The sequence below is a fragment of the Pseudomonas sp. Nvir genome (assembly GCF_963778085.1).
Lineage (GTDB): Bacteria > Pseudomonadota > Gammaproteobacteria > Pseudomonadales > Pseudomonadaceae > Aquipseudomonas > Aquipseudomonas juntendi.
This window is the reverse complement of the sequence record NZ_OY970405.1, coordinates 3974278-4000533: the sequence shown is the minus strand read 5'-3', so window position 1 is coordinate 4000533 and position 26256 is coordinate 3974278. Positions and strand designations below refer to the sequence as shown.

The 26256-nt window shown below is 63.6% G+C and carries 23 protein-coding genes; 12 read left to right on the top strand and 11 right to left on the bottom strand.

Annotated elements, in window-relative coordinates:
• Positions 1 to 11: 11 nt before the first annotated feature.
• Positions 12 to 620 (bottom strand): transcriptional repressor LexA, encoded by a 609-nt coding sequence (gene lexA, locus AACG97_RS19330; protein WP_029887015.1) that lies wholly within the window; start codon positions 618 to 620, stop codon positions 12 to 14.
• Positions 621 to 836: 216 nt separating this feature from the next.
• Between lexA and AACG97_RS19325 the strand changes: the two genes are divergently transcribed.
• Positions 837 to 1544, top strand: coding sequence for a TetR/AcrR family transcriptional regulator (locus AACG97_RS19325; protein ID WP_009686283.1), 708 nt, complete (start codon positions 837 to 839; stop codon positions 1542 to 1544).
• A gap of 83 nt (positions 1545 to 1627) precedes the next feature.
• Positions 1628 to 2626 carry a beta-N-acetylhexosaminidase gene (gene nagZ / locus AACG97_RS19320; RefSeq protein WP_232555206.1) on the top strand — a complete coding sequence of 333 codons (999 nt, stop codon included), beginning with the start codon at positions 1628 to 1630 and terminating at the stop codon, positions 2624 to 2626.
• 100 nt (positions 2627 to 2726) lie between these two features.
• Here nagZ and AACG97_RS19315 read toward each other — a convergent pair whose 3' ends face one another.
• From AACG97_RS19315 to mfd, 3 genes are read right to left on the bottom strand one after another with little or no spacing between them, the layout of a single operon-like run.
• Positions 2727 to 6044: a DEAD/DEAH box helicase gene (locus AACG97_RS19315; RefSeq protein WP_225786023.1), complete on the bottom strand. Its 3318-nt coding sequence runs from the start codon at positions 6042 to 6044 to the stop codon at positions 2727 to 2729.
• A 4-nt stretch (positions 6045 to 6048) separates the two neighbouring features.
• Positions 6049 to 6621, bottom strand: a complete 573-nt coding sequence (locus AACG97_RS19310; RefSeq protein WP_144188925.1) for a CsiV family protein — start codon at positions 6619 to 6621, stop codon at positions 6049 to 6051.
• A gap of 9 nt (positions 6622 to 6630) precedes the next feature.
• Entirely contained in the window at positions 6631 to 10080 is a 3450-nt protein-coding gene (gene mfd, locus AACG97_RS19305; RefSeq protein WP_009686288.1) for a transcription-repair coupling factor, read from the bottom strand.
• Positions 10081 to 10247: 167 nt separating this feature from the next.
• Here mfd and AACG97_RS19300 point away from each other — a divergent pair, with 167 nt between their 5' ends.
• Positions 10248 to 11711 (top strand): glyceraldehyde-3-phosphate dehydrogenase, encoded by a 1464-nt coding sequence (locus AACG97_RS19300; RefSeq protein ID WP_009686289.1) that lies wholly within the window; start codon positions 10248 to 10250, stop codon positions 11709 to 11711.
• Positions 11712 to 12204: 493 nt separating this feature from the next.
• Positions 12205 to 13599: a Si-specific NAD(P)(+) transhydrogenase gene (sthA, locus tag AACG97_RS19290; RefSeq protein ID WP_009686290.1), complete on the top strand. Its 1395-nt coding sequence runs from the start codon at positions 12205 to 12207 to the stop codon at positions 13597 to 13599.
• A 42-nt stretch (positions 13600 to 13641) separates the two neighbouring features.
• Here the strand turns inward: sthA and AACG97_RS19285 are convergent, their stop codons facing one another.
• Together AACG97_RS19285 and AACG97_RS19280 are read right to left on the bottom strand one after the other, a co-directional pair.
• Positions 13642 to 14364, bottom strand: a complete 723-nt coding sequence (locus AACG97_RS19285; RefSeq protein WP_173890491.1) for a glycerophosphodiester phosphodiesterase — start codon at positions 14362 to 14364, stop codon at positions 13642 to 13644.
• A gap of 30 nt (positions 14365 to 14394) precedes the next feature.
• A complete protein-coding gene (locus AACG97_RS19280; RefSeq protein WP_125854331.1) occupies positions 14395 to 14979 on the bottom strand; it encodes a PilZ domain-containing protein in 585 nt (194 codons plus the stop codon).
• A gap of 93 nt (positions 14980 to 15072) precedes the next feature.
• On the opposite strand from AACG97_RS19280, the gene AACG97_RS19275 reads away from it, so the two are divergent.
• The 3 genes from AACG97_RS19275 (at position 15073) to AACG97_RS19265 (ending at position 18317) form a co-directional block, all read left to right on the top strand.
• Positions 15073 to 16323 (top strand): lipoprotein-releasing ABC transporter permease subunit, encoded by a 1251-nt coding sequence (locus AACG97_RS19275; protein ID WP_047149820.1) that lies wholly within the window; start codon positions 15073 to 15075, stop codon positions 16321 to 16323.
• Between the two features lie 7 nt (positions 16324 to 16330).
• Positions 16331 to 17014 carry a lipoprotein-releasing ABC transporter ATP-binding protein LolD gene (lolD, locus tag AACG97_RS19270; protein WP_172828393.1) on the top strand — a complete coding sequence of 228 codons (684 nt, stop codon included), beginning with the start codon at positions 16331 to 16333 and terminating at the stop codon, positions 17012 to 17014.
• A 61-nt stretch (positions 17015 to 17075) separates the two neighbouring features.
• The gene (locus AACG97_RS19265; RefSeq protein ID WP_009686295.1) at positions 17076 to 18317 is read left to right on the top strand and encodes a lipoprotein-releasing ABC transporter permease subunit; all 1242 of its coding nucleotides are present in this window, start codon (positions 17076 to 17078) and stop codon (positions 18315 to 18317) included.
• Positions 18318 to 18361: 44 nt separating this feature from the next.
• Here AACG97_RS19265 and AACG97_RS19260 read toward each other — a convergent pair whose 3' ends face one another.
• Positions 18362 to 19714, bottom strand: a complete 1353-nt coding sequence (locus AACG97_RS19260; protein WP_197884865.1) for a heavy metal sensor histidine kinase — start codon at positions 19712 to 19714, stop codon at positions 18362 to 18364.
• A complete protein-coding gene (gene cinR / locus AACG97_RS19255) occupies positions 19711 to 20391 on the bottom strand; it encodes a two-component system response regulator CinR (RefSeq protein ID WP_125854330.1) in 681 nt (226 codons plus the stop codon). Before cinR ends, AACG97_RS19260 begins: the two co-directional genes overlap by 4 nt.
• A gap of 199 nt (positions 20392 to 20590) precedes the next feature.
• Here cinR and AACG97_RS19250 point away from each other — a divergent pair, with 199 nt between their 5' ends.
• On the top strand, positions 20591 to 21136 hold the full coding sequence (locus tag AACG97_RS19250) for a cupredoxin domain-containing protein (protein WP_009686298.1): 546 nt from the start codon (positions 20591 to 20593) through the stop codon (positions 21134 to 21136).
• 68 nt (positions 21137 to 21204) lie between these two features.
• Positions 21205 to 22035, top strand: a complete 831-nt coding sequence (gene queF, locus AACG97_RS19245) for an NADPH-dependent 7-cyano-7-deazaguanine reductase QueF (protein ID WP_009686299.1) — start codon at positions 21205 to 21207, stop codon at positions 22033 to 22035.
• Between the two features lie 43 nt (positions 22036 to 22078).
• On the opposite strand, the gene AACG97_RS19240 is transcribed toward queF, so the two are convergent.
• Positions 22079 to 22342 (bottom strand): DUF4404 family protein, encoded by a 264-nt coding sequence (locus tag AACG97_RS19240; protein ID WP_009686300.1) that lies wholly within the window; start codon positions 22340 to 22342, stop codon positions 22079 to 22081.
• A gap of 122 nt (positions 22343 to 22464) precedes the next feature.
• Positions 22465 to 23028, bottom strand: coding sequence for a phosphonoacetaldehyde phosphonohydrolase-related protein (locus AACG97_RS19235; RefSeq protein ID WP_125854329.1), 564 nt, complete (start codon positions 23026 to 23028; stop codon positions 22465 to 22467).
• A 198-nt stretch (positions 23029 to 23226) separates the two neighbouring features.
• On the opposite strand from AACG97_RS19235, the gene AACG97_RS19230 reads away from it, so the two are divergent.
• Positions 23227 to 23934, top strand: coding sequence for an MlaA family lipoprotein (locus tag AACG97_RS19230; protein ID WP_009686302.1), 708 nt, complete (start codon positions 23227 to 23229; stop codon positions 23932 to 23934).
• A 60-nt stretch (positions 23935 to 23994) separates the two neighbouring features.
• On the opposite strand, the gene AACG97_RS19225 is transcribed toward AACG97_RS19230, so the two are convergent.
• A complete protein-coding gene (locus tag AACG97_RS19225; protein WP_009686303.1) occupies positions 23995 to 24294 on the bottom strand; it encodes a PilZ domain-containing protein in 300 nt (99 codons plus the stop codon).
• 279 nt (positions 24295 to 24573) lie between these two features.
• Between AACG97_RS19225 and rssB the strand changes: the two genes are divergently transcribed.
• Together rssB and rssC are read left to right on the top strand one after the other, a co-directional pair.
• On the top strand, positions 24574 to 25755 hold the full coding sequence (gene rssB / locus AACG97_RS19220) for a two-component system response regulator RssB (RefSeq protein WP_009686304.1): 1182 nt from the start codon (positions 24574 to 24576) through the stop codon (positions 25753 to 25755).
• Positions 25752 to 26234, top strand: a complete 483-nt coding sequence (gene rssC, locus AACG97_RS19215) for an anti-sigma factor antagonist RssC (protein ID WP_009686305.1) — start codon at positions 25752 to 25754, stop codon at positions 26232 to 26234. Before rssB ends, rssC begins: the two co-directional genes overlap by 4 nt.
• Positions 26235 to 26256 lie beyond the last annotated feature (22 nt).

Sequence of the window (26256 nt, the reverse complement as noted above, 5' to 3'; positions counted from 1 at the left end):
CGCCTCCTGGATCAGCGGCGAATGACGCCGACGCTCAAGCCCTCGATCACCAGTTCCTGTTCTTTCAGGTCGACTTCGATAGGGGCGAATTCGGGGTTTTCGGCCAGCAGCCAGACTTTGCTGCCTTCGCGCTTGAAGCGCTTGACGGTCACTTCGTCGCCGATGCGGGCCACCACGATCTGGCCGTTGCGTGCTTCACGGCAGGTGTGTACTGCCAGCAGGTCGCCGTCCAGGATACCGACGTCCTTCATGCTCATGCCGTGCACGCGCAGTAAATAGTCGGCCTGGGGGTGGAAGAACGCGGGGTTGATGTTGCACGATTGCTCGATGTGCTGCTCGGCAAGGATCGGTGCACCGGCAGCCACACGGCCGATGATGGGCAGGCCGCTTTCTTCGGCCTTGGCTTCGAAGCCCGGGATGCGGATGCCGCGGGATGCACCTGGGGTCATTTCGATGGCACCCTTGCGGGCGAGGGCCTTGAGGTGTTCTTCGGCAGCGTTGGGCGATTTGAAGCCCAGTTCCTGAGCGATCTCGGCACGTGTGGGCGGGAAACCGTTGTCTTCCAGGCAACGCTTGATGAACGCGAGAATTTCGGCTTGGCGTGGCGTCAGTTTCAGCATGTTGGGCGCTCTGGCTTTTTGTACAGTGACTGGGATTATATACAGTACTGGATAAGCTTCAAGCCACACGTTGCAAGAAAAGTCGAACGCCCCCTCCCGGAGGCACGACGCGCCTGTTTTCCAACGGCGACCGCCCGGTCACCGAGCCTTGACAGATGCAGGGCTGAAACGTATGTTTCAAACAACTGTTTGTCTGGCGGAGTAGTCGGAGTAGTCATGGCCCAATCGGAAACCGTTGAACGCATTCTCGATGCTGCCGAGCAGCTGTTCGCGGAAAGGGGGTTCGCTGAAACCTCGCTGCGGCTGATTACCAGCAAGGCCGGGGTCAACCTGGCGGCGGTCAACTATCACTTCGGTTCCAAAAAAGCGCTTATCCAGGCTGTGTTCTCGCGCTTCCTGGGCCCGTTCTGCGCCAGCCTCGAGCGTGAACTGGAACGCCGCCAGGCCAAGCCCGAGCACAAGCCAAGCCTGGAAGAGCTGCTGGAAATGCTGGTGGAGCAGGCATTGGCCGTGCAGCCGCGCAGCAACAACGACCTGTCGATCTTCATGCGGCTGCTGGGCCTTGCCTTCAGCCAGAGCCAAGGGCACTTGCGGCGCTACCTGGAAGACATGTACGGCAAGGTGTTCCGCCGCTACATGCTGTTGGTCAACGAGGCGGCTCCCCGTATTCCGCCGCTGGAGCTGTTCTGGCGCGTGCACTTCATGCTGGGGGCGGCCGCGTTCAGCATGTCCGGCATCAAGGCCCTGCGGGCCATCGCCGAAACCGACTTCGGTATCAATACGTCCATCGAACAGGTCATGCGCCTGATGGTGCCGTTCCTGGCGGCCGGCATGCGGGCCGACAGTGGCGTCACCGACCCGGCCATGGCCACTGCACAACTGCGCCCACGCACCAAGAGCAGCGCCGCCACGGCCAAGGCCTGAAGGCTGGGCGCGGCGGGGCGCTTGGGCTAAGCTAGCGCCGCTTCTGTTCAGTCTTCAATTAAGGAATACCCATGACCGTCAGTCTGCAAGGCTCCCTGATGGTGGACATCGCCGGTAAATGGCTGACCGCCGAAGACCGTCACCTGCTGCGCCAGCCCGAAGTGGCCGGCCTGATCATCTTCGCCCGCAATATCGACAGCCCGCGCCAGGTGCGTGAGCTATGCGCATCCATCCGCGCCATACGCCCCGATCTGATTCTGGCGGTGGACCAGGAGGGCGGCCGTGTGCAACGCCTGCGCCAGGGCTTTGTGCGCCTGCCCGCCATGCGCGCGCTGGCCGACAACGACAACGCTGAATACCTGGCCGAGCAGTGTGGCTGGCTGATGGCGACCGAAGTGCTGGCAGTGGGCCTGGACCTGAGCTTCGCTCCGGTGCTTGACCTTGATCACCAGCGCAGTGCCGTGGTGGGCAGCCGCGCCTTCGAGGGCGACCCGCTGCGTGCGACGCAGTTGGCCGGGGCGTTCATCCGCGGCATGAATGCCGCCGGCATGGCGGCCTGCGGCAAGCACTTCCCGGGGCATGGCTGGGCCGAGGCCGATTCGCACGTGGCCATTCCCACCGATGAGCGCAGCCTTGCGCAACTGCGCCAAGCCGACCTTGTACCGTTCAGCCGCCTGAGCGGGCAATTGGCGGCGGTGATGCAGGCGCATGTCATCTACCCGCAGGTGGACGACCAGCCGGCCGGCTTCTCGCGCCGCTGGCTGCAGGACATTCTGCGTGGCGAGCTGGGCTTTAACGGGGTGATCTTCAGTGATGACCTGTCGATGGCCGGTGCCCATGTGGTGGGCGATGCGGCCAGCCGTATCGAGGCGGCATTGTCTGCCGGCTGCGACATGGGCCTGGTTTGCAATGACCGCGCGGCGGCAGAGCTGGCACTGAGCGCAGCGCAGCGCATGCAGGTCAGGCCCTCGCCGCGTATCGCCCGGATGCGCGGGCAGGGCTTTGCACGTACCGACTATCGCCAGCAGCCACGCTGGCTGGCGGCGTTGGGCGCGTTGAAAGAGGCGCAGCTGGTCGACTGATTTGTCGCCGCTGGAGCGGGTTGCTGGTTGCCAGTGAGATCGCCGCCCGCGCGGCGCTCGGCCTCACTGCCAGCCAACCCTCACGGCCGACCCGAGGGCATCAGCGCCCACGCTTGCCTGGCAACGGTGCAAACAGGGCATCGATCTCTTCATCCCCCAGCCGCCACTGCCCAGCCTGGCCGCCATCGAGCAGGCTCGCCGCCAGCGCGGCCTTCTCCTGCTGCAGTGCCTGTATTTTCTCTTCCACCGTGCCGCGGGTAATCAGCTTGAACACGAACACCGGTTTGTCCTGGCCTATACGGTAGGCGCGGTCGGTGGCCTGGTTTTCGCTGGCCGGGTTCCACCAGGGGTCGAAGTGGATCACCGTGTCTGCCGCCGTCAGGTTCAGGCCCACGCCGCCGGCCTTCAGGCTGATCAGGAACACCTCGCTGTCACCCTGCTGGAACTGCTGCACCGGCGTACGCCGGTCGCGGGTATCGCCGGTGAGCAGGCTGTAGCGGATCTGGCGCTTTTGCAGTTCCTGCTCGATCAGTGCAAGCATCGACGTGAACTGCGAAAACAGCAGTACCCGGCGGCCTTCGCTGAGCAGCTCATCGAGCATTTGCAGCAGTGCCCCCAGCTTGCCCTTGTCGGCCTGGTTACCCTTGCTCTCCACGCCTTTTACCAGGCGCAGGTCGCAGCACACCTGGCGCAGCTTGAGCAGCGCGTCGAGGATCACGATCTGGCTGCGCGCGGCACCGTTGCGGGCAATTTCATCGCGGACTTTCTTGTCCATGGCCACGCGTACCGCTTCGTAGGTGTCGCGCTGGGCGTCGCTGAGCTCGACCCAGTGCACCATCTCGGTTTTGGCCGGCAGCTCGGTGGCCACCTGCTCCTTGGTGCGGCGCAACAGGAACGGCCGGACGCGGTTGGCCAGGTGGGCCATGCGCTCGCTGTCACCGTGGCGCTCGATCGGCGTGCGGTAGTCCTGGTTGAAGCGCTTCAGTTCACCCAGCCAGCCGGGCATCAGGAAGTGGAAGATCGACCACAGTTCGCCCAGGTTGTTTTCCATCGGCGTGCCGGTCAGGCACAGACGCTGGGTGGCCTGCAGTTCGCAGGCGGCCAGGGCCGCCTTGCTGGTACTGCTTTTGATGTTCTGTGCCTCGTCCAGCACCAGCAAGTGCCACGCGTGCGCGCGCAGGTGCTGCAGGTCGCGGGGCAGCAGCGCATAGGTGGTGAGGACCAGGTCGTAGTCGCCCAGCTTGGCAAAATGCTTGCTGCGCCCTGGCCCGTGCAGGGGCAGTACACGCAGGTCGGGGGCGAAGCGTGCGGCTTCGTCCAGCCAGTTGGGTATCAGGCTGGTCGGCATCACGACCAGGGCTGGGCTGACGAGGCGCCCGCTTTCCTTTTCCAGCAGCAGGTGAGCCAAGGCTTGCAGGGTCTTGCCCAAGCCCATGTCGTCGCCCAGAATGCCGCCGGTACCCATTTCGCGCAGGGCCTGCAGCCAGTTCAGGCCTTGCTGCTGGTAGGCGCGCAGGCTGGCCCGCAGCGCGACTGGCGGTGCGACCTGCAGGTCACGCGCGTCACGCAGGCGGCGCCCCAGGTCGCGCACATGCTCGCCACCTTGCCAATGCAGCGGCATGCCTTCGATCTGGTTCAGGCGCGCGGCGTCGGCGCGGTCCAGGCGCAGGGCCGGGCCTACGCTGCCTTCGTGCAGGTACAGCTCGCCCAGGGTGCCCATCACTGCCTTGATACGGCCATAAGGCAGGGCGACGCGCAAGGGCGAGGCATCCAGGCGGCCGCGGTTCAGGTCGATCAACAGGTGCTCGTCGTCACTGCGCCGGGCCAGTTCGCTGGGGCGTAACAGCTCTGGGCTGCTGCGCAGCAATTGCAGCACGATCGGCAACAGGCTGTGGCGCTGGCCATCGACCACGATGCCCAGTTCCAGGTCGAACCATTCATGGCCCGGCGCTTCGTCGATGGTCGCGTACCAGTCTTCCACCTCTTGCAGGTCGAAGGCGAAATCGCGGTGGGTATCGATGGCCCAGCCGGCTTCGCGCAGGCGTGGCAGGCCCTCGCGGGCAAAGTGCAGCCAGGCTTCGTCGTCGGGCAGTTGATACATTTCCCCGGCACTGTCGGGCAATGCCTTGCTCTGCCGGGTTGCAGGCCTGAAGCCGAAGTCCCGCAGCACCTTGCGCAGGGCTTGTTCAGCCTGGGGCTGGCGGCGGATGCGCTGGCTGGTGTTGCCTGCAAGGCGGGTCAGTGGCTTGTCGTCGCTACCGCTGGCTTGCAGGCCGTCATAGTCGAATGCCAATGCGGCGCGATGTTGCATCTGCCGTTGCATGCGCCCGGTTTTCGGCATGTAGGCGGTGTACTCGAGGCTGCCGAGGGCCAGCAGGGCCTGTGGCTGTATGTCCTCGATCACTTGCTCTCGCACGGGGGCTGGGGTCGGCACCTTGTGGCTCAGGGCATTGAGCTTGTGGCTCAGGGGGACGACCAGGTGTTCCGGCACATCGGGGGCGATGGTCAGCTGCACGGCCACATGCGGGTCAAGGGTGTGTTCGACCTTGCCCACCTCCTGCGCCTGCACATCGAAGTAGTACAGCGGCAGCAGCGGGATGACGCAGCGCAGCGGTTCCTCACCGCTGTACCACAGCCCCCGGTAGTTGCCATTGCCCTGGCGTACCCAGCGGAACTCGGCTGGGCGCGTCGGGCCTTCGTGCAGCAGGGGCATGTTGACGTCGAACAGCATGCGCCCGGTTTCCAGTGCGCGCTGGAACAGTTCCCCGCCTTCCTGGCCTTTGAGTTGGTAGCCGCGGTCCTGGCCGGCCCCCTGGTTCAATGCCGCAAGCAGGCGCAGGATGCGCGTGTCCTGGTCGGTGACGAAGCGCGGCGGCTCGTAGAGAAAATCGTAAAGCGACTGCACCCGGCTGAAGCGGATGCCGTCCTCGCTGCGTGTGCCTTTGCGCACCAGCAGCGTGCAGCCGGCAGTATCGGTCAGTTGCAGCTGGTAGCAGACCATGCGCCCGCGTTTGTCATCGGCTGCGCCGGTCTGGGCCGGCGGCTGCTCCAGGCCACTGAGCCAGTGCTGCAGTTCGGCCGACAGCGTACCCGGCGGGCTTTGCACAGGCTCGGTACTGATGGTGGGGCCGCTGAGGGTGAACAGTACCGCAGCGCAATGCTTGCAGTTTTGGCGTACCGGGCAGTCGCACTCACCCTCGACGTGGCAGCGGCCGCCTGCAATGTGCAGTTCGATGGTTTGCTGGTAGACATTGTCGCCGCTGCCTTCGCACCGGGCGGTGATGGTCTGGCGATAGATAGCGTCCAGTTCTACCCGGCCTTCATCGGCATAGCGTTCTGCGCGCTGCAGGGTGGCCTTGCTGAACGACTGGGTCCAGTTCGGGTATTGATTCACCAACTCGACGGCATCTGGCTTCATGCGCTTACTGCTCCATCATCTCCGGGTCCATGGCCGGCATTTTCGGCGTGCCCGGTGGCGTGATCTTCAGCAGTACCGCCAGGTGCCCACCGTCGAGGAAGGTCAGTTGCCCACCTTTGACGTTACTGTTGCTTTGCTTGAACTGCTCGCTTTGCAGCACGCTGCCGTTGCCATCCAGCTGGTTGACCCAGAAGTTGGCCTCTACCGCGATAAAGCGCGCTTGGGCAATGCTCAGGTTGCCTTCGATAGGGAAATGGCCGAATTGCTCGGTGCCTTCACCCAGGGCGATGCGGCTGGGTTGGTCGCCCACCTGTTGCCGCCAGGCCTTGTGCATCAGCACGGTGTAGTCTGCGGTCGCTTCCAGGCGGGTGGCTTCGTCTTCCAGCGCCGGGCGTTGCTCGGCGTCTTTGTGCAGGCGCGCAGCACCGCCGCTCCAGTCTTCCGGTGCGAACGGGCTGGTAAAGGCGGGCACGCTGTTCTGCCGCACCAGAATCATTTCTACCTGATACAGGCCTTCGGCGAAGGCGGCTGGCGCGAACAGCGCCAGCAGCAGGGTCAGGCAACGGATGGCACGCATGAATCTTCCTTAGGCAGGCTGTGGGGTCAGGCGCTCGAACAGCGCCTCCAGGGTGTTGAAGCGTTCGTCCGGGCGCTCCATCGGCACCAGGAAGCGGAACTGGGTCGCGCCTTCGAACTTGTAGCGTTTGGGCTGGCCCTGAATCAGTTTGATCAAAGTCAGCGGGTCTACCGGGGTTTCGGCCTCGAACTCGAGCTTGCCGCCATTGGGGCCGGCATCGACTTTCTTGATGCCGAGCTTTTCCGCCTGCAGCTTGAGCGACGTCAGGCGCATGAGGTTCTTGGTGGGTTCCGGTAGCAGGCCGAAGCGGTCGATCATTTCGACCTGCAGGTCCTTGAGGCCCTCTTCGTCAGCCGCCGAGGCAATGCGTTTGTACAGGATCAGCCTGGCATGCACATCGGGCAGGTAGTCTTCGGGGATCAGCGCAGGCAGGCGCAGGTTGATCTCCGGGCCGCCGCCCAGTGGCTGTTCCAGGTTGGGCTGGGTGCCTTTGCGAATGGCCTTGACTGCGCGCTCGAGCATTTCCATGTACAGGGTGAAGCCAACGGCCTGGATCTGCCCGCTCTGGCCTTCGCCCAGCAGCTCGCCGGCACCGCGGATTTCCAGGTCGTTGGTCGCCAGCACGAACCCGGCGCCAAGGTCCTGGGTGTTGGCGATCGCTTCCAGGCGCTTTTCGGCGTCGGCGCTGACCTTCTGCCGGGTGGGCGTGAGCAGGTAGGCGTAAGCCTGGTGGTGGCTGCGGCCAACCCGGCCGCGCAGCTGGTGCAGCTGGGCCAGGCCGAACTTGTCGGCGCGTTCGATGACGATGGTGTTGGCGCTGGGCACGTCGATACCGGTTTCGATGATGGTCGAAGCCACCAGCACATTGAAGCGCTTGTGGTAGAAGTCGCTCATCACCTGTTCCAGTTCACGCTCGCGCATTTGCCCATGGCCGATGCCGATGCGTGCCTCGGGTACCAGTTCGGCGAGGTCGGCTGCGCATTTCTCGATGGTTTTCACATCGTTGTGCAGGTAGTACACCTGGCCGCCGCGCAGCAGTTCGCGCAGCAGCGCCTCTTTGACGGTGCTCTTGTTCTGCTCCATGACGAAGGTGCGCACTGACAGGCGGCGCGCCGGCGGCGTGGCGATGATGGACAGGTCGCGCATGCCCGCCACCGCCATGTTGAGCGTGCGCGGGATGGGGGTGGCGGTGAGGGTGAGGATGTCGACTTCGCTGCGCAGGGCCTTGAGCTGCTCCTTCTGGCGTACGCCAAAACGGTGCTCTTCGTCGATGATTGCCAGGCCCAGGTCCTTGAAGCGTACGTCGTCCTGTAGCAGCTTGTGGGTGCCGATCAGGATGTCGATCTTGCCCTCGGCCAGGTCTGCGGCGGCGGCGGCGACTTCCTTGGCGGACTTGAAGCGGCTCATCACTTCCACGGTCACCGGCCAGTCGGCGAAGCGGTCGCGGAAGCTGTTGTAGTGCTGTTGGGCGAGCAGGGTGGTCGGCACCAGTACCGCCACCTGGCGGCCGCTGTGCACGGCAATGAACGCCGCACGCATGGCCACTTCGGTTTTGCCGAAGCCCACGTCGCCACAGACCAGGCGGTCCATCGGCTTGGGCGCGAGCATGTCGGCGCGCACGGCTTCGATGGCGGCCTGCTGGTCGGGGGTTTCCTCGAACGGGAAGCCGGCGCTGAACGTGGCGTAGTCGGCGGACGGGTCGGCGAAGGCGTAGCCTTTGCGCGCGGCACGCCGGGCGTAGATGTCGAGCAGTTCGGCGGCCACGTCGCGGACTTGTTCGGCAGCCTTGCGCTTGGCCTTCTGCCAGGCTTCCGAACCCAGCCGGTGCAGCGGTGCCAGGGCGTCGTCGCTGCCAGTGTAGCGGGCGATCAGGTGCAGGTTGGCGACCGGCACATAGAGCTTGGCGTTTTCGGCATATTCCAGGGTCAGGAACTCTGCAGCCTGGCCGTCGATTTCCAGCGTGGCCAGGCCCAGGTAGCGGCCTACGCCATGGTCAATGTGCACCACCGGTGCGCCTTCGCGCAGTTCGGTAAGGTTCTTGATTACCGCGTCATTGGCGGTTTCGCCACGTTTGTCACGGCGCCGGCGCTGCATGACGCGCTGGCCGAACAGCGGGCTTTCGGCGACCAGGGCAATGGCCGGGTCGTCCAGCAGCAGGCCTTCGTCCAGTGGGGCGATGGTGATGGCCAGACGCTCGGCACCGGTGATGAAATCGTGCCAGCCATCAACGGTGTGCGGGCGCAGCTTCAGCCGTTCGAGCAGCTCCAGCAATACCTCGCGTCGGCCGGCCGATTCAGCGGTGAACAGCACGCGGCCGGGGAACTGGTCGAGGAAGCTGGCCAGCTCGGCCAGTGGCTGGTTGGCCTTGGCCTCGATCGCCAGGTTGGGCAGGGCGCGCGCCGGGAAGCGCTCGCGCCCTGCGCCGGCTTCCAGGTCGTCGCTGCTGACAACCACCCGCGGCCACTGCTTGAGCCGGGCGAAGCAGTCTTCGACCGGCAGGAACAGCTCGGCCGGTGGCAGCAGTGGCCGGCTGAGGTCGCCACGGCGGTCTTCATAACGCCCGCGCACGTCGTTCCAGAAGTGTTCGGCGGCCTGTTCCACCCCCGGCAGCGAAAACACCTGGGTGTCCGCCGGCAGGTAGTCGAACAGGGTGGAGGTTTCTTCGAAGAACAAGGGCAGGTAGTACTCGATACCGGCGGGGATGATACCGCTGGCCAGGTCCTGGAAGATCGCGCTGCGGCGGAAGTCGACGTCGAAGCGTTCGCGAAAGCGTGCCTTGAAGCGGGTCACTTCGTCCTTTTGCATGGGGAATTCGCGCGCAGGCAGCAGGCGCACGGAATCCACCTTGTCTATCGAGCGCTGGGTCTCGGGGTCGAAGGTGCGCAGGGTCTCGATCTCGTCATCGAACAGGTCGATGCGGTAGGGCAGCTTGCTGCCCATGGGGAACAGGTCGATCAGTGCACCGCGCACGGCGAACTCGCCATGCTCATAGACCGTGTCGACGCAGCGGTAGCCGGTGGCTTCCAGCCGCGTGCGCATCTGCTCCACGTCGAGGGTCTGGCCCACGTCCAGCACCAGGCTGCTGCCCAGCAGAAAACGCGTGGGTGCCAGGCGGTGCAGGGCGGTGGTCACCGGCACCACGAGGATGCCGTGGCTCAGCTCAGGCAAGCGGTAAAGGCTGGCGATGCGCTGGGAGATGATGTCCTGGTGCGGCGAGAACAGGTCGTAGGGCAGGGTTTCCCAATCGGGAAACGGCAGCACCGGCAGGTCGGGTGCGAAGAAACGCAGCTCCTGTTCCAGGCGGTCGGCGGCCTGGCTGTCGGCCGTCAATAACAGGGTGAAGCGGCCAGCGCTGCTGGCGGCCTCGGCGATGGCAAGGCTGAGGGCGGCACCGGGCAGGTTGCCCCAGGTTTGTTTGCCGGCCGTGGCCGACATTTGCGGTAGGCGCAGAACTGACACGGGAGATTGCACTCCAAGCGTTGCGGCAAAGAGACCGATTGTACCGGTGACGGTGCCGGCTGTCAGGCTCCAAAGGGCATGAATGCTGGCTTGGCTCACTGCGACAGGCGCTCATTGCCGGTTCTGTGTTGGGGCGTCATAATGTAGCCCCTTTTTTCTGTCCCTACATGTGGAAGGTTCCCGTGACTCAGAAGCCCGACCAGTGTCTTGGTGAGTGGATCGATCGTGAAGCGCTGGCTGAAGCGATGATCCCGCTTATCGGTCAGCTCTACCGCAACAACAATGTGGTGAGCTCGATTTATGGCCGCAGCCTGATCAACCGTTCGGTTATCTCGATCCTCAAGGCGCACCGCTTTGCGCGTCATCGCCAAACCGACGAAACCGAACTGTCCGTCCACGAGACATTCCCCCTGCTCAAAGCCATGAGCGAGCTGAAACTGGGCGCCGCTTCGGTCGACCTGGGCAAGCTGGCCAACAAGTTCAAGCAGGAAGGCAATGGCCGCACTGCCGAGCAGTTCGTCCGTGAAGAGCTGGCCGACGTGGTTGGCCAGCAGAACGCTTCGGCACGCAAAGGCACTGACGTGGTGCTGTACGGCTTCGGCCGCATCGGCCGCCTGCTGGCGCGCATCCTGATCGAGAAGACCGGTGGCGGCGACGGCCTGCGCCTGCGCGCCATCGTTGTGCGCAAGGGCGCCGAAAACGACCTGGTCAAGCGTGCCAGCCTGCTGCGCCGTGACTCGGTGCATGGCCCGTTCGATGGCACCATCACCATCGATGAAGCCAACAACACCATCACTGCCAACGGCAACCTGATCCAGGTTATCTACGCCAAGAACCCAAGCGAAGTCGACTATACCCAGTACGGTATCGAAAACGCGCTGATCGTCGACAACACCGGTGTATGGCGTGATGCCGACGGCCTGGGCCAGCACCTGGCCTGCCCGGGCGCTGCCCGCGTGATCCTCACCGCACCTGGCAAGGGCGCGCTGAAGAACATCGTGCATGGCATCAACCACGGCGATATCACGGCCGATGACAAGATCATCTCGGCAGCTTCCTGCACCACCAACGCCATCGTGCCGGTGCTCAAGGCCATCAACGACCAGTACGGCATCGTCAACGGCCACGTCGAAACCGTTCACTCGTTCACCAACGACCAGAACCTGATCGACAACTTCCACAAGGGCAGCCGCCGTGGCCGCGCCGCGCCGCTGAACATGGTCATCACCGAAACCGGTGCCGCCACCGCTGCTGCCAAGGCACTGCCAGTGCTCAAGGGCAAGCTGACCGGCAACGCCATCCGCGTACCTACGCCGAACGTTTCGATGGCCATCCTCAACCTGAACCTGGAAAAGGCCACTACTCGCGACGAAATCAACGAGTACCTGCGCCAGACCGCAATGCACTCGGAGCTGCACAAGCAGATCGACTACGTTGCCTCGCAGGAAGTGGTTTCGACCGACTTCGTTGGCTCGCGCCACGCCGGTGTGGTGGACGCTGAAGCGACCATCGCCAATGACAACCGTGTTGTTCTGTACGTGTGGTACGACAACGAATTCGGTTACAGCTGCCAGGTGGTTCGCGTGATGGAAGACATGGCCGGTGTGAACCCGCCTGCATTCCCACGCTGATTCGCGGGTAAGGCAATGAAGAAACGGGAACCTTCGGGTTCCCGTTTTTTTTGCCTGCTTTTCATGTTGCTGCGGCCTTTGCAGGTGCGTACGCCCGGTAAATCACTTGGGCTCGGATGACGAGCGGCACTATTTCGAGGACAATGGCCGGCGCTATTGGCACCCCCTATCGATGCCCGTGTCCGGAGACAGGTGCGCATGCCCGTGCCGCCGTTCGGGTGACTCGGGCCGGGGGTGGCTGCGTCTCCCGAGCTACGCCCGCGTTTGCGCAGGCGGTGAAAGGCGAGTGAAAGCGCAAGCAGGGATGATTGCCGCCAGGGATCGGTAAAGCATATGTAGTGCGGGCGAAATTGGCCTACGACGCGACCAAGGGTTAATGTGCGCGGCGTTCACGCTTGATTAGACTGCACCCGAATTTTCTCATGGCGCCCCGGCGGCATGATCGCGTCCCGCGAGCGACCGTGGCTTGCGGGCCAGTTCTGAAGGAGTACGCATGGCTGTCTACAACTACGACGTAGTGGTGCTGGGTTCCGGCCCGGCCGGTGAAGGCGCGGCAATGAATGCCGCCAAAGCAGGGCGCAAGGTTGCGATGGTCGATGACCGTCGCCAGGTCGGTGGTAACTGCACCCACCTGGGCACCATCCCGTCCAAGGCACTGCGTCACTCGGTGCGGCAGATCATGCAGTTCAACACCAACCCCATGTTCCGTGCCATTGGCGAGCCGCGTTGGTTTTCGTTCCCGGACGTGCTGAAAAGCGCCGAGAAGGTCATCGCCAAGCAAGTGGCTTCGCGCACGGGCTACTACGCCCGCAACCGGGTTGACGTGTTCGTCGGTACCGGCAGTTTTGCCGACGAGCAGACCGTGGAAGTGGTGTGCTCGAACGGCGTGGTGGAAAAGCTCAATGCCAAGCACATCATCATCGCGACCGGTTCACGCCCCTACCGCCCGGCCGACATCGACTTCCACCACCCGCGCGTCTACGACAGCGATACCATCCTCAGCCTCAGCCACACCCCGCGCAAGCTGATCGTTTACGGCGCCGGCGTTATCGGTTGCGAATACGCTTCGATCTTCAGTGGCCTGGGTGTGCTGGTAGAGCTGGTGGACAACCGCGGCCAGTTGCTGAGCTTCCTCGACTCGGAAATTTCCCAGGCGCTGAGCTACCACTTCAGCAACAACAACATCACCGTGCGGCACAACGAAGATTATGAGCGCGTCGAAGGCCTGGACAACGGTGTTATCCTGCACCTGAAGTCGGGCAAGAAGATCAAGGCCGACGCCTTGCTGTGGTGCAACGGCCGTACCGGCAACACCGACAAGCTGGGCCTGGAGAACATTGGCATCAAGGTCAACAGCCGGGGCCAGATCGAGGTCGACGAGGCCTACCGTACCAGCGTGCCGAACATCTACGGCGCCGGTGACGTGATCGGCTGGCCAAGCCTGGCCAGTGCCGCCCATGACCAGGGCCGCTCGGCCGCTGGCAGCATCGTGGACAACGGCAGCTGGCGCTTCGTCAATGACGTGCCGACCGGCATCTACACCATTCCGGAAATCAGCTCGATCGGCAAAAACGAACAGGAGCTGACCCAGGCCAAGGTGCCGTACGAAGTGGGCAAGGCGTTCTTCAAGAGCATGGCGCGGGCGCAGATTGCCGGCGAGCCGCAAGGCATGCTGAAGATTCTGTTCCACCGCGAAACCCTGGAAATCCTGGGTGTTCACTGCTTCGGCTACCAGGCCTCGGAGATTGTCCACATCGGCCAGGCGATCATGAACCAGCCAGGTGAGCAGAACAACCTGAAGTATTTCGTCAACACCACGTTCAACTACCCGACCATGGCCGAAGCCTACCGGGTAGCTGCCTACGACGGCCTGAACCGGCTTTTTTGAGCGGCTCCGACCGGTGGCCTGAGCCGGTCGGAGAGACCGATTTCAACCCTGCCCGAGGGTGGTCTTGGCCAAACCGGGAAAGTCTGTAATCAGGCTGTCCACGCCAAAGTCAGCCAGCCGGCGCATCAGTGCCGGCTCGTTGACCGTCCACACCGACACGTGCAAACCCTGGGCCTGTGCTTTGAGCAGGCGTTCGGGGGTGCATAGCGTCCAGTTCAGGGCCAGCAAGTCGCAGCCGTAGTTCTGGGCGACCTTCAACGGGTCGAGCCACGCGTACTCCGCCACCAGCCCACGTTTCACATCTGGCACCAGCTCCTGGGCTGCACCCAGTACTTCGCGCGAGCTGGAGGTGATGGTGACCTTGTCCAGCAAGCCGTACTGCTGGGCCAGCTCGCGGATGGCCAGAACGGTGGTGGCAGCGCGCGTGCGCGATGCGCTTTTCACCTCCAGTTGCCAGTGCTCGAACGGGCATTTCTGGAACAGCTCTTCCAGCGTGGGAATCGGGCAGGGCTGCACGTGGCCTGGCCCGCCCTTGCGGGCATCGACCTTGACCAGGTCGGCGGCCGGGTGTTCGACCACCTTGCCGCGCCGGCCGGTGGTGCGCTTGAGGGTGGCGTCGTGGATCACCATCAGCTGGTTGTCGGCTGACAGGTGCAGGTCCAGTTCGCAGCGGGTCACGCCGTGTGCCAGGCATTGCTGGAAGCTGGTCAGGGTATTTTCGGGTGCTTCGCCCTTGGCGCCGCGATGGCCGTAGATCAGGGTCACGTTCGTTCCTTCAGATCAGAGAAAACAGGTTCAGGATGCAGGGCTGTTCTGTTCCAGTTGCTGGCGCCGTTGCTGCTGTTGGCGCTGCAGGATGTAACGGGCCAGCAGTTGCCGTTGGGCGTCGGTCATGTCGATGAACTCGGTGCCAACGTCGTAACCGCCCCCCGGACGCTGGTCGCAGTGGGTGACTTTACCGCGCAGCAGCAGGCCGTGGGCACGTGGCATCAGCACCATTTTCACCTTGACCCGGGTGCCGGGGGCAAGCGGGTTGTGCTGGGTGAATTCGATACCGCCTTCGGAAATGACCACTGGCTGGGGTTGCCCGACTTCGCCGAGCAGGGTCTGGGCAACCACTGCGCTGAGCAGGTCGAGGCGTTTGTTCTGCGCGCGCAGGAAGGCGGCCAGGGTGCGGTCCTTGTCGCTCAGCTGGCGCAGCAGGTGCTGCGCCTCGAAGTCCGACAGGTGCAGCTCGCTGAGCAGGTTGAACAGTGGGGAATCATCTTGCAATACATCTGGGTCAAGGGCTTCGGCCGCGCTTAGGGGGCTTATTTGAAGTGCGATCCGATCGTCGATGCGGTAGTATTCGCGGCGATCTTCTTCGTCTAATGTCGTCATGGCGAACCCAAGGTAGCGGCGGTGGTCCGAGTGTAAAGCCGCCGTAGGCGCCTCGCCACAAGGACGTTCCCTTTCATCCGAACAAGCCCCGACATGTTCAGACCTCTTTTCGCATTTATCGGTACGCGTTATACCCGTGCCAAACGTCGCAATCACTTCGTCTCGTTCATTTCCCTGACCTCGATGATCGGCCTCGCCCTGGGCGTGGTGGTGATGATCGTGGTGCTGTCGGTGATGAACGGTTTCGACCACGAGATGCGTACCCGCGTGCTGGGCATGATCCCGCATGCCACGCTGGAGAGCGGCCAACCCATTGCCGATTGGCAGGCCCTTGCCCAACAAGTAAAGCAGAATCCGCAGGTGGTGGCGGTTGCGCCGTTCACCCAGATGCAAGGCCTGCTGACCCACGATGGCAAGGTGCAGAAAGTGCTGCTCAATGGCATCGACCCGGCCCGCGAGCGCGAGGTGTCGATCATCGACAACTTTGTCTTGCAGGGGCGCCTGGACCAGTTGGCGCCGGGCGAGTGGGGGATCATGATCGGTGACAAGGCGGCGGCCAAGCTGGGTGTGGCCATCGGCGACAAGCTCACCTTCGTCGCCCCCGAGGTCAGCGTGACCCCGGCCGGCATGTTCCCGCGCATGAAGCGCTTCACCGTGGTCGGCACCTTCCACGTTGGCGCGGGCGAGATCGACGGCTACCTGGGCTTGACCAACATCAGCGACCTGTCGCGCCTGCACCGCTGGAAGCCCGACCAGGTGCAGGGCCTGCGCCTGAAATTCGACGACCTGTTCCAGGCGCCGCGGGTAGCCTGGAGCATCGCCCAGCAGTTGGGTGACCAGGCGTTCTACAGCCGCGACTGGACCCGTACCCACGGTAACCTGTACCAGGCGATCCGCATGGAAAAAGCCATGATCGGCCTGCTGTTGCTGCTGATCGTGGCGGTGGCCGCGTTCAACATCATTTCCACGCTGGTGATGGTGGTCAACGACAAGCGTGGCGACATCGCCATCTTGCGCACCCTCGGCGCGACGCCCGGGCAAATCATGCTCATCTTCATGGTCCAGGGCACGGTGATCGGGGTGATCGGTACCCTGATCGGCGCCGTGGTCGGCATTCTTGCCGCACTGAATGTCAGTGCCGCCATCGCCGGCATCGAGAAACTGATCGGGCACAAGTTCCTCAATGCCGACGTGTATTTCATCGATTACCTGCCGTCGCAGATCCAGGCCCAGGACGTGTACATGGTCTGTGGCGCGGCGCTGGTCCTGAGTTTCTTCGCCACCTTGTACCCGGCCTGGCGTGCGGCCCGCACCCAGCCTGCCGAGGCGCTACGTTATGAGTGAGTCGCGCATGAGTGATAAAGCCGTTCTGAGTTGCCGCAACCTGGGCAAGTCCTACGACGAGGGCCCGGAGTCGGTGCAGGTGCTGTCCGGCCTCAACCTGGAGCTGCACGCCGGTGAGCGCATTGCCATCGTCGGCAGCTCGGGCTCTGGCAAGAGCACCTTGCTGAACCTGTTGGGCGGCCTTGACCGGCCCACCCAGGGCAGCGTCTGGCTGGCGGGCGAAGAGCTGTCGGCGCTGGGTGAGCGTGCCCGCGGCCTGCTGCGCAACCGTGAATTGGGCTTCGTCTACCAGTTTCACCACTTGCTGCCGGAATTCACCGCCATCGAAAACGTGTGCATGCCATTGCTGATCGGCCGCACGCCCATCCCCGAGGCCCGTGAGCGGGCCGAAGCACTGCTCAAGCGCGTAGGCCTGGGCCACCGCCTCAACCACAAGCCGGCCGAGCTGTCGGGTGGCGAGCGCCAGCGTGTGGCCATTGCCCGGGCCCTGGTCAACCGCCCTGGCCTGGTGATGCTCGACGAGCCTACCGGCAACCTCGACCACCATACTGCCCAGGGCATTCAGGAGTTGATGCAGGAGCTGTCCAGTGCTTCGCGCACAGCGTTCCTGGTGGTAACGCACGACCTCAGCCTGGCGCGCCAGATGGACCGTGTATTGAAGCTCGACGACGGCCACCTGGTGGCGATCTGAGCGACTGTACGGGGCAACAGGCGTTGCCCCGTTTTCCTGTTTTCATTGGGTGATTTCGTACATGTTCAGACCCTTGCCCATTTTCATCGGCGCGCGCTACACCCGAGCCAAGCGCCGCAACCACTTCATCTCGTTCATCTCGATGACCTCGATGATCGGCCTGTCGCTGGGCGTGCTGGCGATGATCGTGGTGCTGTCGGTGATGAACGGCTTCCAGCGCGAAATGAGCTCGCGCATCCTGGGCCTGGTGCCGCATGCCGCCATCCTCGGGGTGCAGCCACTGGACGACTGGCACAAGGTTGCCGATGCGGCGCTGCAGAACCCGGCAGTGATGGCCGCCGCGCCCATTACCGAAATGGAAGGCATGCTCTCGTACAAGGGCGCGATGCAGCCGATCCAGGTGAGCGGTATCGACCCGGCCGAGGAGAGCAAGGTCTCCATCGTCGGCCAGCACATCGTCCAGGGCCGCTTGCAGGACCTGCAGCCCGGTGAGTTCGGCGTGGTCATCGGTGAGCTCACGGCCCGCCGTTTCCGCCTGAATACCGGCGACAAGCTGACCTTGATCGTGCCGGAAATCAGCAAGGAGCCGGGTGGTATCACCCCGCGCATGCAGCGCCTGACCGTGGTCGGCATTTTCAAGGTCGGCGCCGAACTGGATGGCTCGCAGGCCTATATCCATATGGCCGATGCTGGCCAGATGCAGCGCTGGGCGCCGGGCCAGGTGCAAGGCGTGCGCCTGAAGCTGCACGACCTGTACGCCGCGCCGCAGGTGTCCAAGGCCATCGCCGCCGGGCTGGGCGATGCCTACCGTGCCGATGACTGGTCGCACACCCAGGGCAGCCTGTTCAGTGCGATGAAGATGGAAAAGACCATGATCGGCCTGTTGCTGATGATGATCATTGCAGTTGCGGCGTTCAACATCATCGCCACCCTGGTGATGGTGGTGAACGACAAAGGCCCGGACATCGCCATTTTGCGCACCCTGGGCGCCACGCCAGCGCAGATCATGGGTACGTTCATGGTCCAGGGCAGCCTGATCGGTATTGTCGGCACCCTGATTGGCGGGGTGCTGGGCGTGATTGCCGCGCTGAACGTCAGCCAGATCGTCGGCTGGCTGGAGCGGGTGAGCGGGCAGCACATCTTCACCTCGGATGTGTACTTCGTCAGCAGTTTGCCGTCGCAACTGGAGGGGAGCGATGTGCTGATGATCTGCACCGCCGGCCTGGTGATGAGCTTCCTGGCAACCATCTACCCGGCTTACCGGGCTTCGCAGGTGCAGCCGGCCATTGGCCTGGCGGTTTGAGCCACAGCTGAAGGCTTGCGCAGCGGGCTGCGAGGCAGCCTGTTTCACCGGCCTTCAGTGAATTCGATCACGAAGCGCGTCCACCCCTGCGCGCACTCCGCGCGAATGCAGCCGCCATGGGCCTGCACGATCGACCGGGTAATCGCCAGCCCCAGGCCGGCATGCTCGCTACTGCCTTCACGCCGTGCCGGGTCTACCCGGTAGAAGCGGTCGAACAGCCGTGGCAGGGCCGCGGGCTCGATGGCCGCGCCGGTATTGGCCACGCTGATGATGGGCCCCGCTGCCAGGGCCACCCGTATCTGCCCGCCTGCCGGGGTAAAGCGCAGGGCGTTATCCAGCAGGTTGGACAGGGCCCGGCGCAGCATGTGCCGGTCGCCGTGCAGCATGGCCTCACCTTCGCGCAGCATCTGCACGTCGCCGTCTTCGGCCAGCGGTGCGTAGTATTCCAGCAGCGCATCCACTTCCTCATGCAGTGCCAGTGGCGCTTGCCCAGGCACCAGCAGCCCATGGTCGGCCTTGGCGAGGAACAGCATGTCATTGATCATCTGTGCCATCCATTGCAGCTCCTCCAGGTTGCCATGCAGGGCCTCGCGGTATTCTTCCAGGCTGCGCGGGCGGGTGAGGGTGACCTGGGTGTGGGTCAGCAGGTTGGACAGCGGTGTGCGAAGCTCGTGGGCGATGTCGGCGGAGAACGCCGACAGGCGCTGGAACGCATCGTCCAGGCGCTGCAGCATGGCGTTCATGGTGCTGGCCAGCTCGGCCAGTTCTACGGGCATCTGGGCCACTGGCAGGCGGGTGGTGAGCGAGCGAGCCGACACCCCAGCGGCCACCTGGCCCATTTGCCGCAAAGGCCGCAGACCGCTGCGGGCCGCCCAGGCGCCCAGCAGCGCGGTGGCCAGCGCCGACAGGCCGACGGTCAGCCAGATCAGGCGCTGCATGCCTTGCAGGAAATGCTGGTGGTGCGTGATATCAAGGTACAACGCCAGTTGTGGCGATGCGTTGCTGCCCGGCGCCAAGGGCGCGGTCAGGCTGCGGAAGTCCGCCCCTTGGGCATGCTGGGTGCCCAGCCCGGTCGGCAGCACTGCCGGCGGCAGGCCGCTGCGGCTGGCGAACCAGGGCGTGCCGTCGGCGCCGCTGATGCGCAAGCCCAGGTCGGCTTGATGGCTCAGCGCTTCGCGCAGGGCGGGCAGGCGCGCCTTCAGCGCTTCGGCGGTAGTGATGCCGTCCAGTTGCGTGCGCAGCAGCGACAGCCGTGAGACGAGTAGTTGTTGATCCAGTTCGATGAAGTGCTGCTCACTGGCCCGGTTGAACAACAGGCCGGCGCCCAGCGAAACAGCGGCGGTGCACGCGGCGAACAGCAGCGCCAGGCGGCTACCGAGGGATACCCGGCGCATCACGCTGGCCGCTCTTCGAGTACATAGCCCATGCCGCGCACGGTGTGGATCAACTTGTTGGGGTGCGGGTCGTCGATTTTCCGGCGCAGGCGGCGGATTGCCACTTCGATCACATTGGTGTCGCTGTCGAAGTTCATGTCCCACACCTGTGAGGCAATCAGCGACTTGGGCAGCACCTCGCCCTGCCGGCGCAGCAACAGTTCCAGCAGGGAAAATTCCTTGGCGGTCAGGTCGATACGGCTGCCTGCGCGTTCGGCGCGGCGGCGGATCAGGTCCAGGCGCAGGTCGGCCAGGCTCAGGGTGGTGTCCTGGCTCGGGCTGGCGCCACGGCGCAGCAGGCTGCGCACCCGCGCCAGCAGTTCGGAAAAGGCGAACGGTTTGACCAGGTAATCGTCTGCGCCCAGCTCCAGGCCATGTACCCGGTCCTCGACGGCATCGCGCGCGGTCAGGAACAGCACAGGCGTATCCCGACCGGCCTGGCGCACGGCCTGCAGGATCTGCCAACCGTCGCGACCGGGCAGCATCACATCCAGGATCAGCAGGTCGTGGTCGCCGCTCAGGGCCAGGAACTGGCCGGTCTCCCCATCGCTTGCCAGTTCGGTGGCGAAGCCGGCCTCGTTCAGGCCCTGGCGCAAGTACTGGCCGGTACGGGCCTGGTCTTCGACGATCAGCAGTTTCATAGAGGCACCAAGGTTTCAGCTGGCTTGCGGTGGTGGTGGAGACGGCGCGCCCCGTGCGTAAGCCGCTGGGGCGGCTGAAATGATACGTGACGGTGTGTCTGCATGCACAACCTGACAAAGTTGTAATCTTGCTGTCAGCCAGTTGCCAGTCACCGGTGACTAATGTGGCTGCACCCTGTCGTGTATTCCCGGAGTCATCATGAAACGCCTGTTCCTCGCCGCCACCCTTGCCATGGCCAGCCTGCCGGCCCTAGCCGGCCAGGCCGGCACCTTTGCCTTCGGCGAGCCAGCCCCGGCGGCCAAGGCCACCCGCACTGTAGAGGTGGTACTCAAGGACATCGCCTTCGAGCCCAAGCGCCTGCAGGTAAAAGCTGGCGAAACCGTACGTTTCGTGCTCGTGAATGAAGGCAAGCTGCCACACGAATTCAACCTGGGCGACAAGGCCATGCACGCCGAACACCAGAAGGAAATGCTTGCCATGCAAGGCAAGCTGTTCAATGAGGGCATGAACCACCAGGGCATGGACCATGGCCAGGCGATGGACCCTGGGCAAATGATGGGCCATGAACAGATGAACGATCACGGCGGTGGGCACGCGCACGGCGGCGGCAACACGGTGCTGGTGATGCCTGGCCAGCGCGCCGAACTGACCTGGACCTTCCGCAAGTCGGCGCCTATCGAGTTCGCCTGTAATGTGCCGGGGCACTACCAGGCCGGTATGGTCGGGGCACTGACCATCGAGTGACGGGGCCTGCAAGGCGGGGTGCAAAACCGGTAGACTAGGGGCAATTCCGAACCTCCAGGTCAGTTTACATGCATCCCGCTGCCGAACACTCCCCGCTGGGCAAAGCCAGCGAATACGTCGCTACCTACTCCCCGGAGCAACTGTTCCCGATCCCGCGTACGGCCAAGTGGGCCGAGCTGGGTGTTACCGCCCAGACCTTGCCGTGGCACGGTGTGGATTACTGGAACTGCTTTGAGCTGAGCTGGCTGCTGCCTTCTGGCAAGCCCGTGGTGGCGATTGGTGAGTTCGCCATTCCGGCCGATTCGCCCAACATCATCGAGTCCAAGTCGTTCAAGCTGTACCTCAACTCGCTGAACCAGACAGTCTTCGCCACCCTCGACGAGCTGCAGGCATGCTTGGCGAAGGACCTGTCGGCAGCAGCGGGCAAGCCGGTTGGGGTGAAGGTGCGCACGTTGGCAGAGGTCGAGGCCCAGGGGGTGGTGGCGTTGCCCGGCCTGTGCATCGATGCGTTGGACGTTGCCATCAGCAACTACGCACAGCCGCAGCCAGAGCTGTTGCGCTGCAGCCCTGAGCGGGTGGTTGAAGAAACCGTACACAGCCACTTGCTGAAGTCCAACTGCCCGGTTACCGGGCAGCCGGACTGGGGCAGCGTGGTCGTCGAGTACAAGGGCAGGGCGCTGGACCACGCCAGCTTGCTGACCTACCTGATCAGCTTCCGCCAGCATGCCGACTTCCACGAGCAGTGTGTGGAGCGCATCTACCTGGACTTGAAGCACTTGCTGCAGCCGGAGCACCTGACCGTGTATGCACGGTATGTGCGCCGCGGGGGGCTGGATATCAACCCGTACCGCAGCACCGGTGCTATCAGTCCGGATAACCAGCGGCTGGTTCGCCAGTAAGGGCTGGTAACGCAGGAGGGGTGCAATGCACCCCTTCGTGGTGTCAGATCCCCATGCTGTGCAACGAGTTGGCAATGCTGCGCAGGGTGGCGGTAAGGTCGGGGTGTTCGGCCTCGAAGCGCTCGATCGCCAGGTTCACGCCGTCCACCAGGTTGTTGTCCGGGGTGGCTTCCTCCAGTTTCAGCTGTGCCTCGATCTGGCGCGCTTCTTCGTGCAGTGCGGCCAGCTCTTCTTCCGAAAGCGGTACGTTACGGTCCAGTTGCTCGCGCAAGGTGTTCAGGCGCTCTTGCAATTCGCGGGCAGGCATTGGCTTTTCTCCATCAATGGCTTGGCTAGCCATGGACCTCAGCGAAGCGGCAAAGGTTCTGGCCTGCTTTCAGCGTAATCCACCTGCCGCTGCTTTGCATGATCCGCGTCAACATGGCTGTATCAGGGTTTTTCACCTTTGGCACGGCGCCGGGCGATGTCCTGCAGGCAGGTATCCAGCGCTTCCAGGTGGTCGATCACCGAATGCACGCCCAGGCTGAACAACGCCAGGGTCGCCTTGCCGCGCGCCAAGTCCTGCTCCGCAGGGGGTAGCGCTTGCCATTGGGCGGAACCGGGTTCGCACAGTGGGCTGCAGGCAGCCAGGCCGATCGTCCACAGCCCGGCGTTGAGCCCCGCCTGCAGCAACCGCGGGTCGCCGCTGACCAGTACACAGCCTGCCAGGCGTTGGCTGCCCAGCTGCATCAGTGCTTGCCAGCAGGCATTGGGTGCTGGCAAGCCCGGGTCGGTCACCGTAATCCCCGGGAGCCAGTCAGGCAGCACCTGGGCCATGCGCTGGCTCGGCGGGTCGGCGATCTCATCCAGCCAGATACAGGGGACGTAGCGCTGATGCAGGTTGGCGAGGATGGCCAGCGCGCCGGGGGCCGGTGCGGGTGCGCCGTTGGCACTCTGTACCAGGCAACCGCGCAGGCCGAACAGCACAGCGGTGAGGGCGGGTGTAGCGTGCATGGCGGCGTCCCCAAATACGCCGCAGGCTATTGGCTGATTGTTACCGCCCTGTGACAGCGGGGCTGGTGCAACAGTTGTTCACAAAATATTGAGCAAAGATGTGTAAAGCTGTCTAACAGCCCGTAAGCCTCTATACTGCCGCCTTAACGCCACGCGACCCGTGCGCTGGCGGTCGAGAAACCCGATGGAGAGACATCTATGCGTAGGATCGGTGCCAGTGTGATCGATCGAGTCACCCAGGCCTGTGTCTGTGCCGGCATGCTGCTGGCGCCCGTGGCCGCCACCCAGGCGGCCACCGAGGAAGATCCCTGGGAAGCGGTCAACCGCCCGATCTTCCGTTTCAACGATACGGTCGACACCTATGCCCTCAAGCCATTGGCCAAGGGCTATGAGGCCGTTACCCCGCAGTTTCTCGAAGACGGTATCCACAACATCTTCCGTAACCTGGGCGATGTGACCAACCTGGCCAACAATATCCTTCAGCTCAAGCCCCATGCAGCCGGCGTGGACACTGCGCGGCTGATCGTCAACACCACCTTTGGCCTGGGTGGATTCTTCGATGTGGGCACCAAGATGGGCCTGCAGCGCAGCGACGAAGACTTCGGCCAAACCCTGGGCTACTGGGGCGTGCCGAGTGGCCCGTACGTGGTCATCCCGCTGCTAGGCCCGAGCACCGTGCGTGATGGCGTGGCCAGGTACCCGGATACCTATACCAGGCCTTACCGTTACATAGACCACGTGCCGACCCGCAACTCGATATTCGCCCTGGACGTGATCGACACCCGCGCCAGTCTGTTGTCGGCCGAGAAGCTGATCCAAGGCGACAAGTACATCTTCATTCGTAATGCCTACTTGCAGAACCGCGAGTTCAAGGTCAAGGATGGCGAAGTCGAAGACGACTTCTGACCGTTCATGCTGTGCAGGGGCGCCCTGGCTACGCCGCCCCTGCCGGCTTCGGGCGCCGCTTCAATGCATTGCCAGTATCCTCAAGCCGAACTTCTGCTGCCCGCCTGGCTGGTCGGCGATCCACACCACCTCGGTGCTGGCGTGCAGCCCCTTCAAGGCCGGGTGGTCGGAGTCGATCCGCACTTCGAGCTGCTGACCTACCTGAAAATGCTCTGGCGCCTGCACCTGCATGCCGCCGCTGGACAGGTCCAGGCAGCGCGCGGCGATGACCTGGCCTTCGTGCAACAGGCTCACTTCGGCGTCGATGCGCATGCGGATGAAATCGCGTTTCTCGCTGTGGCTGGAGGGCGTGTGGGGCATGCTGCATCCTTCCCATCGGGTTGCGCTGGTCGACTTTCTTATAACTCCCGGCGATTTGCCCTGTAAAGAGCGATGAGGTCGACCCACGCATGCTTGAAACCCCTGGCGGATGGGAGTACCGTCTGCGCCTTACAAGGTTGCTCCACAGTTGCCGACAGTTGCCGGGCAGGTGTTCTTGTCCTACAACTCAAGTAGAGTATGACCACAAAGAATTCCCGTAGCTGGCCGTCTGCCTTGCCGACACCGCTGCACCAACCTAAATCGGCGCCGTTCGCCCACATGCAGAATACCAGTGCAACGCTGCTGATCATCGATGACGACGACGTGGTCCGTGCGAGCCTCGCCGCGTATCTTGAAGACAGTGGTTTCAGCGTGCTCCAGGCCGGTAATGGCCAGCAGGGGCTTCAGGTCTTCGAAGAGCACCAGCCCGACCTCGTGATCTGCGACCTGCGCATGCCGCAGATGGGCGGGCTCGAACTGATCCGCCAGGTCAGCGAGCGTGCGCCGCAGGTGCCGGTGATCGTGGTGTCCGGTGCCGGCGTCATGAGTGATGCGGTGGAAGCACTGCGCCTTGGGGCTGCGGATTACCTGATCAAGCCGCTGGAAGACCTGGCCGTACTGGAACACTCGGTGCGCCGCGCCCTCGACCGCTCGCGCCTGGTGCTGGAAAACCAGCGCTACCGCGACAAGCTCGAAGCCGCCAACCGCGAACTGGAGGCCAGCCTGCACCTGCTGCAGGAAGACCAGACCGCCGGCCGCCAAGTACAGATGAACATGCTGCCGGAAAGCCCATGGGCTGCCGGCGAGTTCGCCTTCGAGCACCAGATCATCCCGTCGCTGTACCTGTCGGGTGATTTCGTCGACTACTTCCGCGTCGATGACCGGCGTATCGCCTTCTACCTTGCCGATGTTTCCGGGCATGGCGCGTCGTCGGCCTTTGTCACCGTGCTGTTGAAATTCATGACCACACGCCTCATGTTCGAACTCAAGCGCAACAAGATGCGTGAGTTCAAGCCATCGGAAGTGCTCAGCCACATCAACCGCGGCCTGATCAACAGCAAGCTGGGCAAGCACGTGACCATGGTAGGTGGCGTGATAGACGAGGATTCGGGCCTGCTGACCTACGCCGTTGGCGGCCACTTGCCGCTGCCGGTGCTGTACACCCCAGGCAACGCCCGCTACCTGGAAGGCCGTGGCCTGCCGGTGGGGCTGTTTGACGAGGCCACCTACCAGGACCTGGTCGTGGAGCTGCCGCCACAATTCAGCATCAGCCTCATGTCCGATGGCATTCTGGACCTTTTGCCGGGTGATACGCTCAAAGATAAAGAAGCCGCCTTGCCGGAGATCGTCAAGGCAGCAGGTGGTAGCCTGGATGGGCTGCGTCAACGTTTTGGATTGGCTACGCTTGGGGAGATGCCGGATGATATCGCCCTATTGGTGTTAAGCAGGAACATTCAATGAGTACCGGTAGAATCCAGTTCGCCGAGCAGAGCGGTACCTTTGTACTGAAATTTGTCGGTGAAGTGCGCCTGACCTTGTGTTCGGCGCTGGATGCAACGATCGAGAAGATTTTCACTGCGCTGAACTTCTCGGCCATTGTCATCGACCTGACCGAAACCGAGAGCATCGACAGCACCACCTTGGGCCTGCTGGCCAAGCTGTCGATCCTGTCGCGCCAGAAGGTAGGCCTGCTGCCGACGGTGGTGACCACCAATCCGGACATCTCCCGGCTGCTGCAATCGATGGGCTTCGATCAGGTGTTCAATATCGTCGATCGGCCAATTCCCTGCCCCGAGTGCCTGACCGACCTGCCGTCGCAGGACCAGAACGAAGACGTGGTGCGTTCCAAGGTGCTGGAGGCGCACAAGATCCTCATGGGCCTGAATGACTCCAACCGCGAAGCGTTCCATGACCTGGTGAATGCGCTGGAGCGCAGCTAGGCACTGTGCCTTGAGGGGCGTG

Coding starts and splice junctions, on each gene's coding strand:
- AACG97_RS19225 (WP_009686303.1), bottom strand. CDS start 24,294: ATGCCCCACACGCCCTCCAGCCACAGCGAGAAACGCGATTTCATCCGC.
- AACG97_RS19235 (WP_125854329.1), bottom strand. CDS start 23,028: ATGCACGCTACACCCGCCCTCACCGCTGTGCTGTTCGGCCTGCGCGGT.
- lexA (WP_029887015.1), bottom strand. CDS start 620: ATGCTGAAACTGACGCCACGCCAAGCCGAAATTCTCGCGTTCATCAAG.
- cinR (WP_125854330.1), bottom strand. CDS start 20,391: ATGAAACTGCTGATCGTCGAAGACCAGGCCCGTACCGGCCAGTACTTG.
- AACG97_RS19265 (WP_009686295.1), top strand. CDS start 17,076: ATGTTCAGACCCTTGCCCATTTTCATCGGCGCGCGCTACACCCGAGCC.
- AACG97_RS19310 (WP_144188925.1), bottom strand. CDS start 6,621: ATGCGTGCCATCCGTTGCCTGACCCTGCTGCTGGCGCTGTTCGCGCCA.
- sthA (WP_009686290.1), top strand. CDS start 12,205: ATGGCTGTCTACAACTACGACGTAGTGGTGCTGGGTTCCGGCCCGGCC.
- AACG97_RS19325 (WP_009686283.1), top strand. CDS start 837: ATGGCCCAATCGGAAACCGTTGAACGCATTCTCGATGCTGCCGAGCAG.
- lolD (WP_172828393.1), top strand. CDS start 16,331: ATGAGTGATAAAGCCGTTCTGAGTTGCCGCAACCTGGGCAAGTCCTAC.
- AACG97_RS19250 (WP_009686298.1), top strand. CDS start 20,591: ATGAAACGCCTGTTCCTCGCCGCCACCCTTGCCATGGCCAGCCTGCCG.
- AACG97_RS19240 (WP_009686300.1), bottom strand. CDS start 22,342: ATGCCTGCCCGCGAATTGCAAGAGCGCCTGAACACCTTGCGCGAGCAA.
- AACG97_RS19230 (WP_009686302.1), top strand. CDS start 23,227: ATGCGTAGGATCGGTGCCAGTGTGATCGATCGAGTCACCCAGGCCTGT.
- rssB (WP_009686304.1), top strand. CDS start 24,574: ATGCAGAATACCAGTGCAACGCTGCTGATCATCGATGACGACGACGTG.
- AACG97_RS19275 (WP_047149820.1), top strand. CDS start 15,073: ATGTTCAGACCTCTTTTCGCATTTATCGGTACGCGTTATACCCGTGCC.
- AACG97_RS19300 (WP_009686289.1), top strand. CDS start 10,248: ATGTGGAAGGTTCCCGTGACTCAGAAGCCCGACCAGTGTCTTGGTGAG.
- rssC (WP_009686305.1), top strand. CDS start 25,752: ATGAGTACCGGTAGAATCCAGTTCGCCGAGCAGAGCGGTACCTTTGTA.
- AACG97_RS19280 (WP_125854331.1), bottom strand. CDS start 14,979: ATGACGACATTAGACGAAGAAGATCGCCGCGAATACTACCGCATCGAC.
- queF (WP_009686299.1), top strand. CDS start 21,205: ATGCATCCCGCTGCCGAACACTCCCCGCTGGGCAAAGCCAGCGAATAC.
- AACG97_RS19315 (WP_225786023.1), bottom strand. CDS start 6,044: ATGAAGCCAGATGCCGTCGAGTTGGTGAATCAATACCCGAACTGGACC.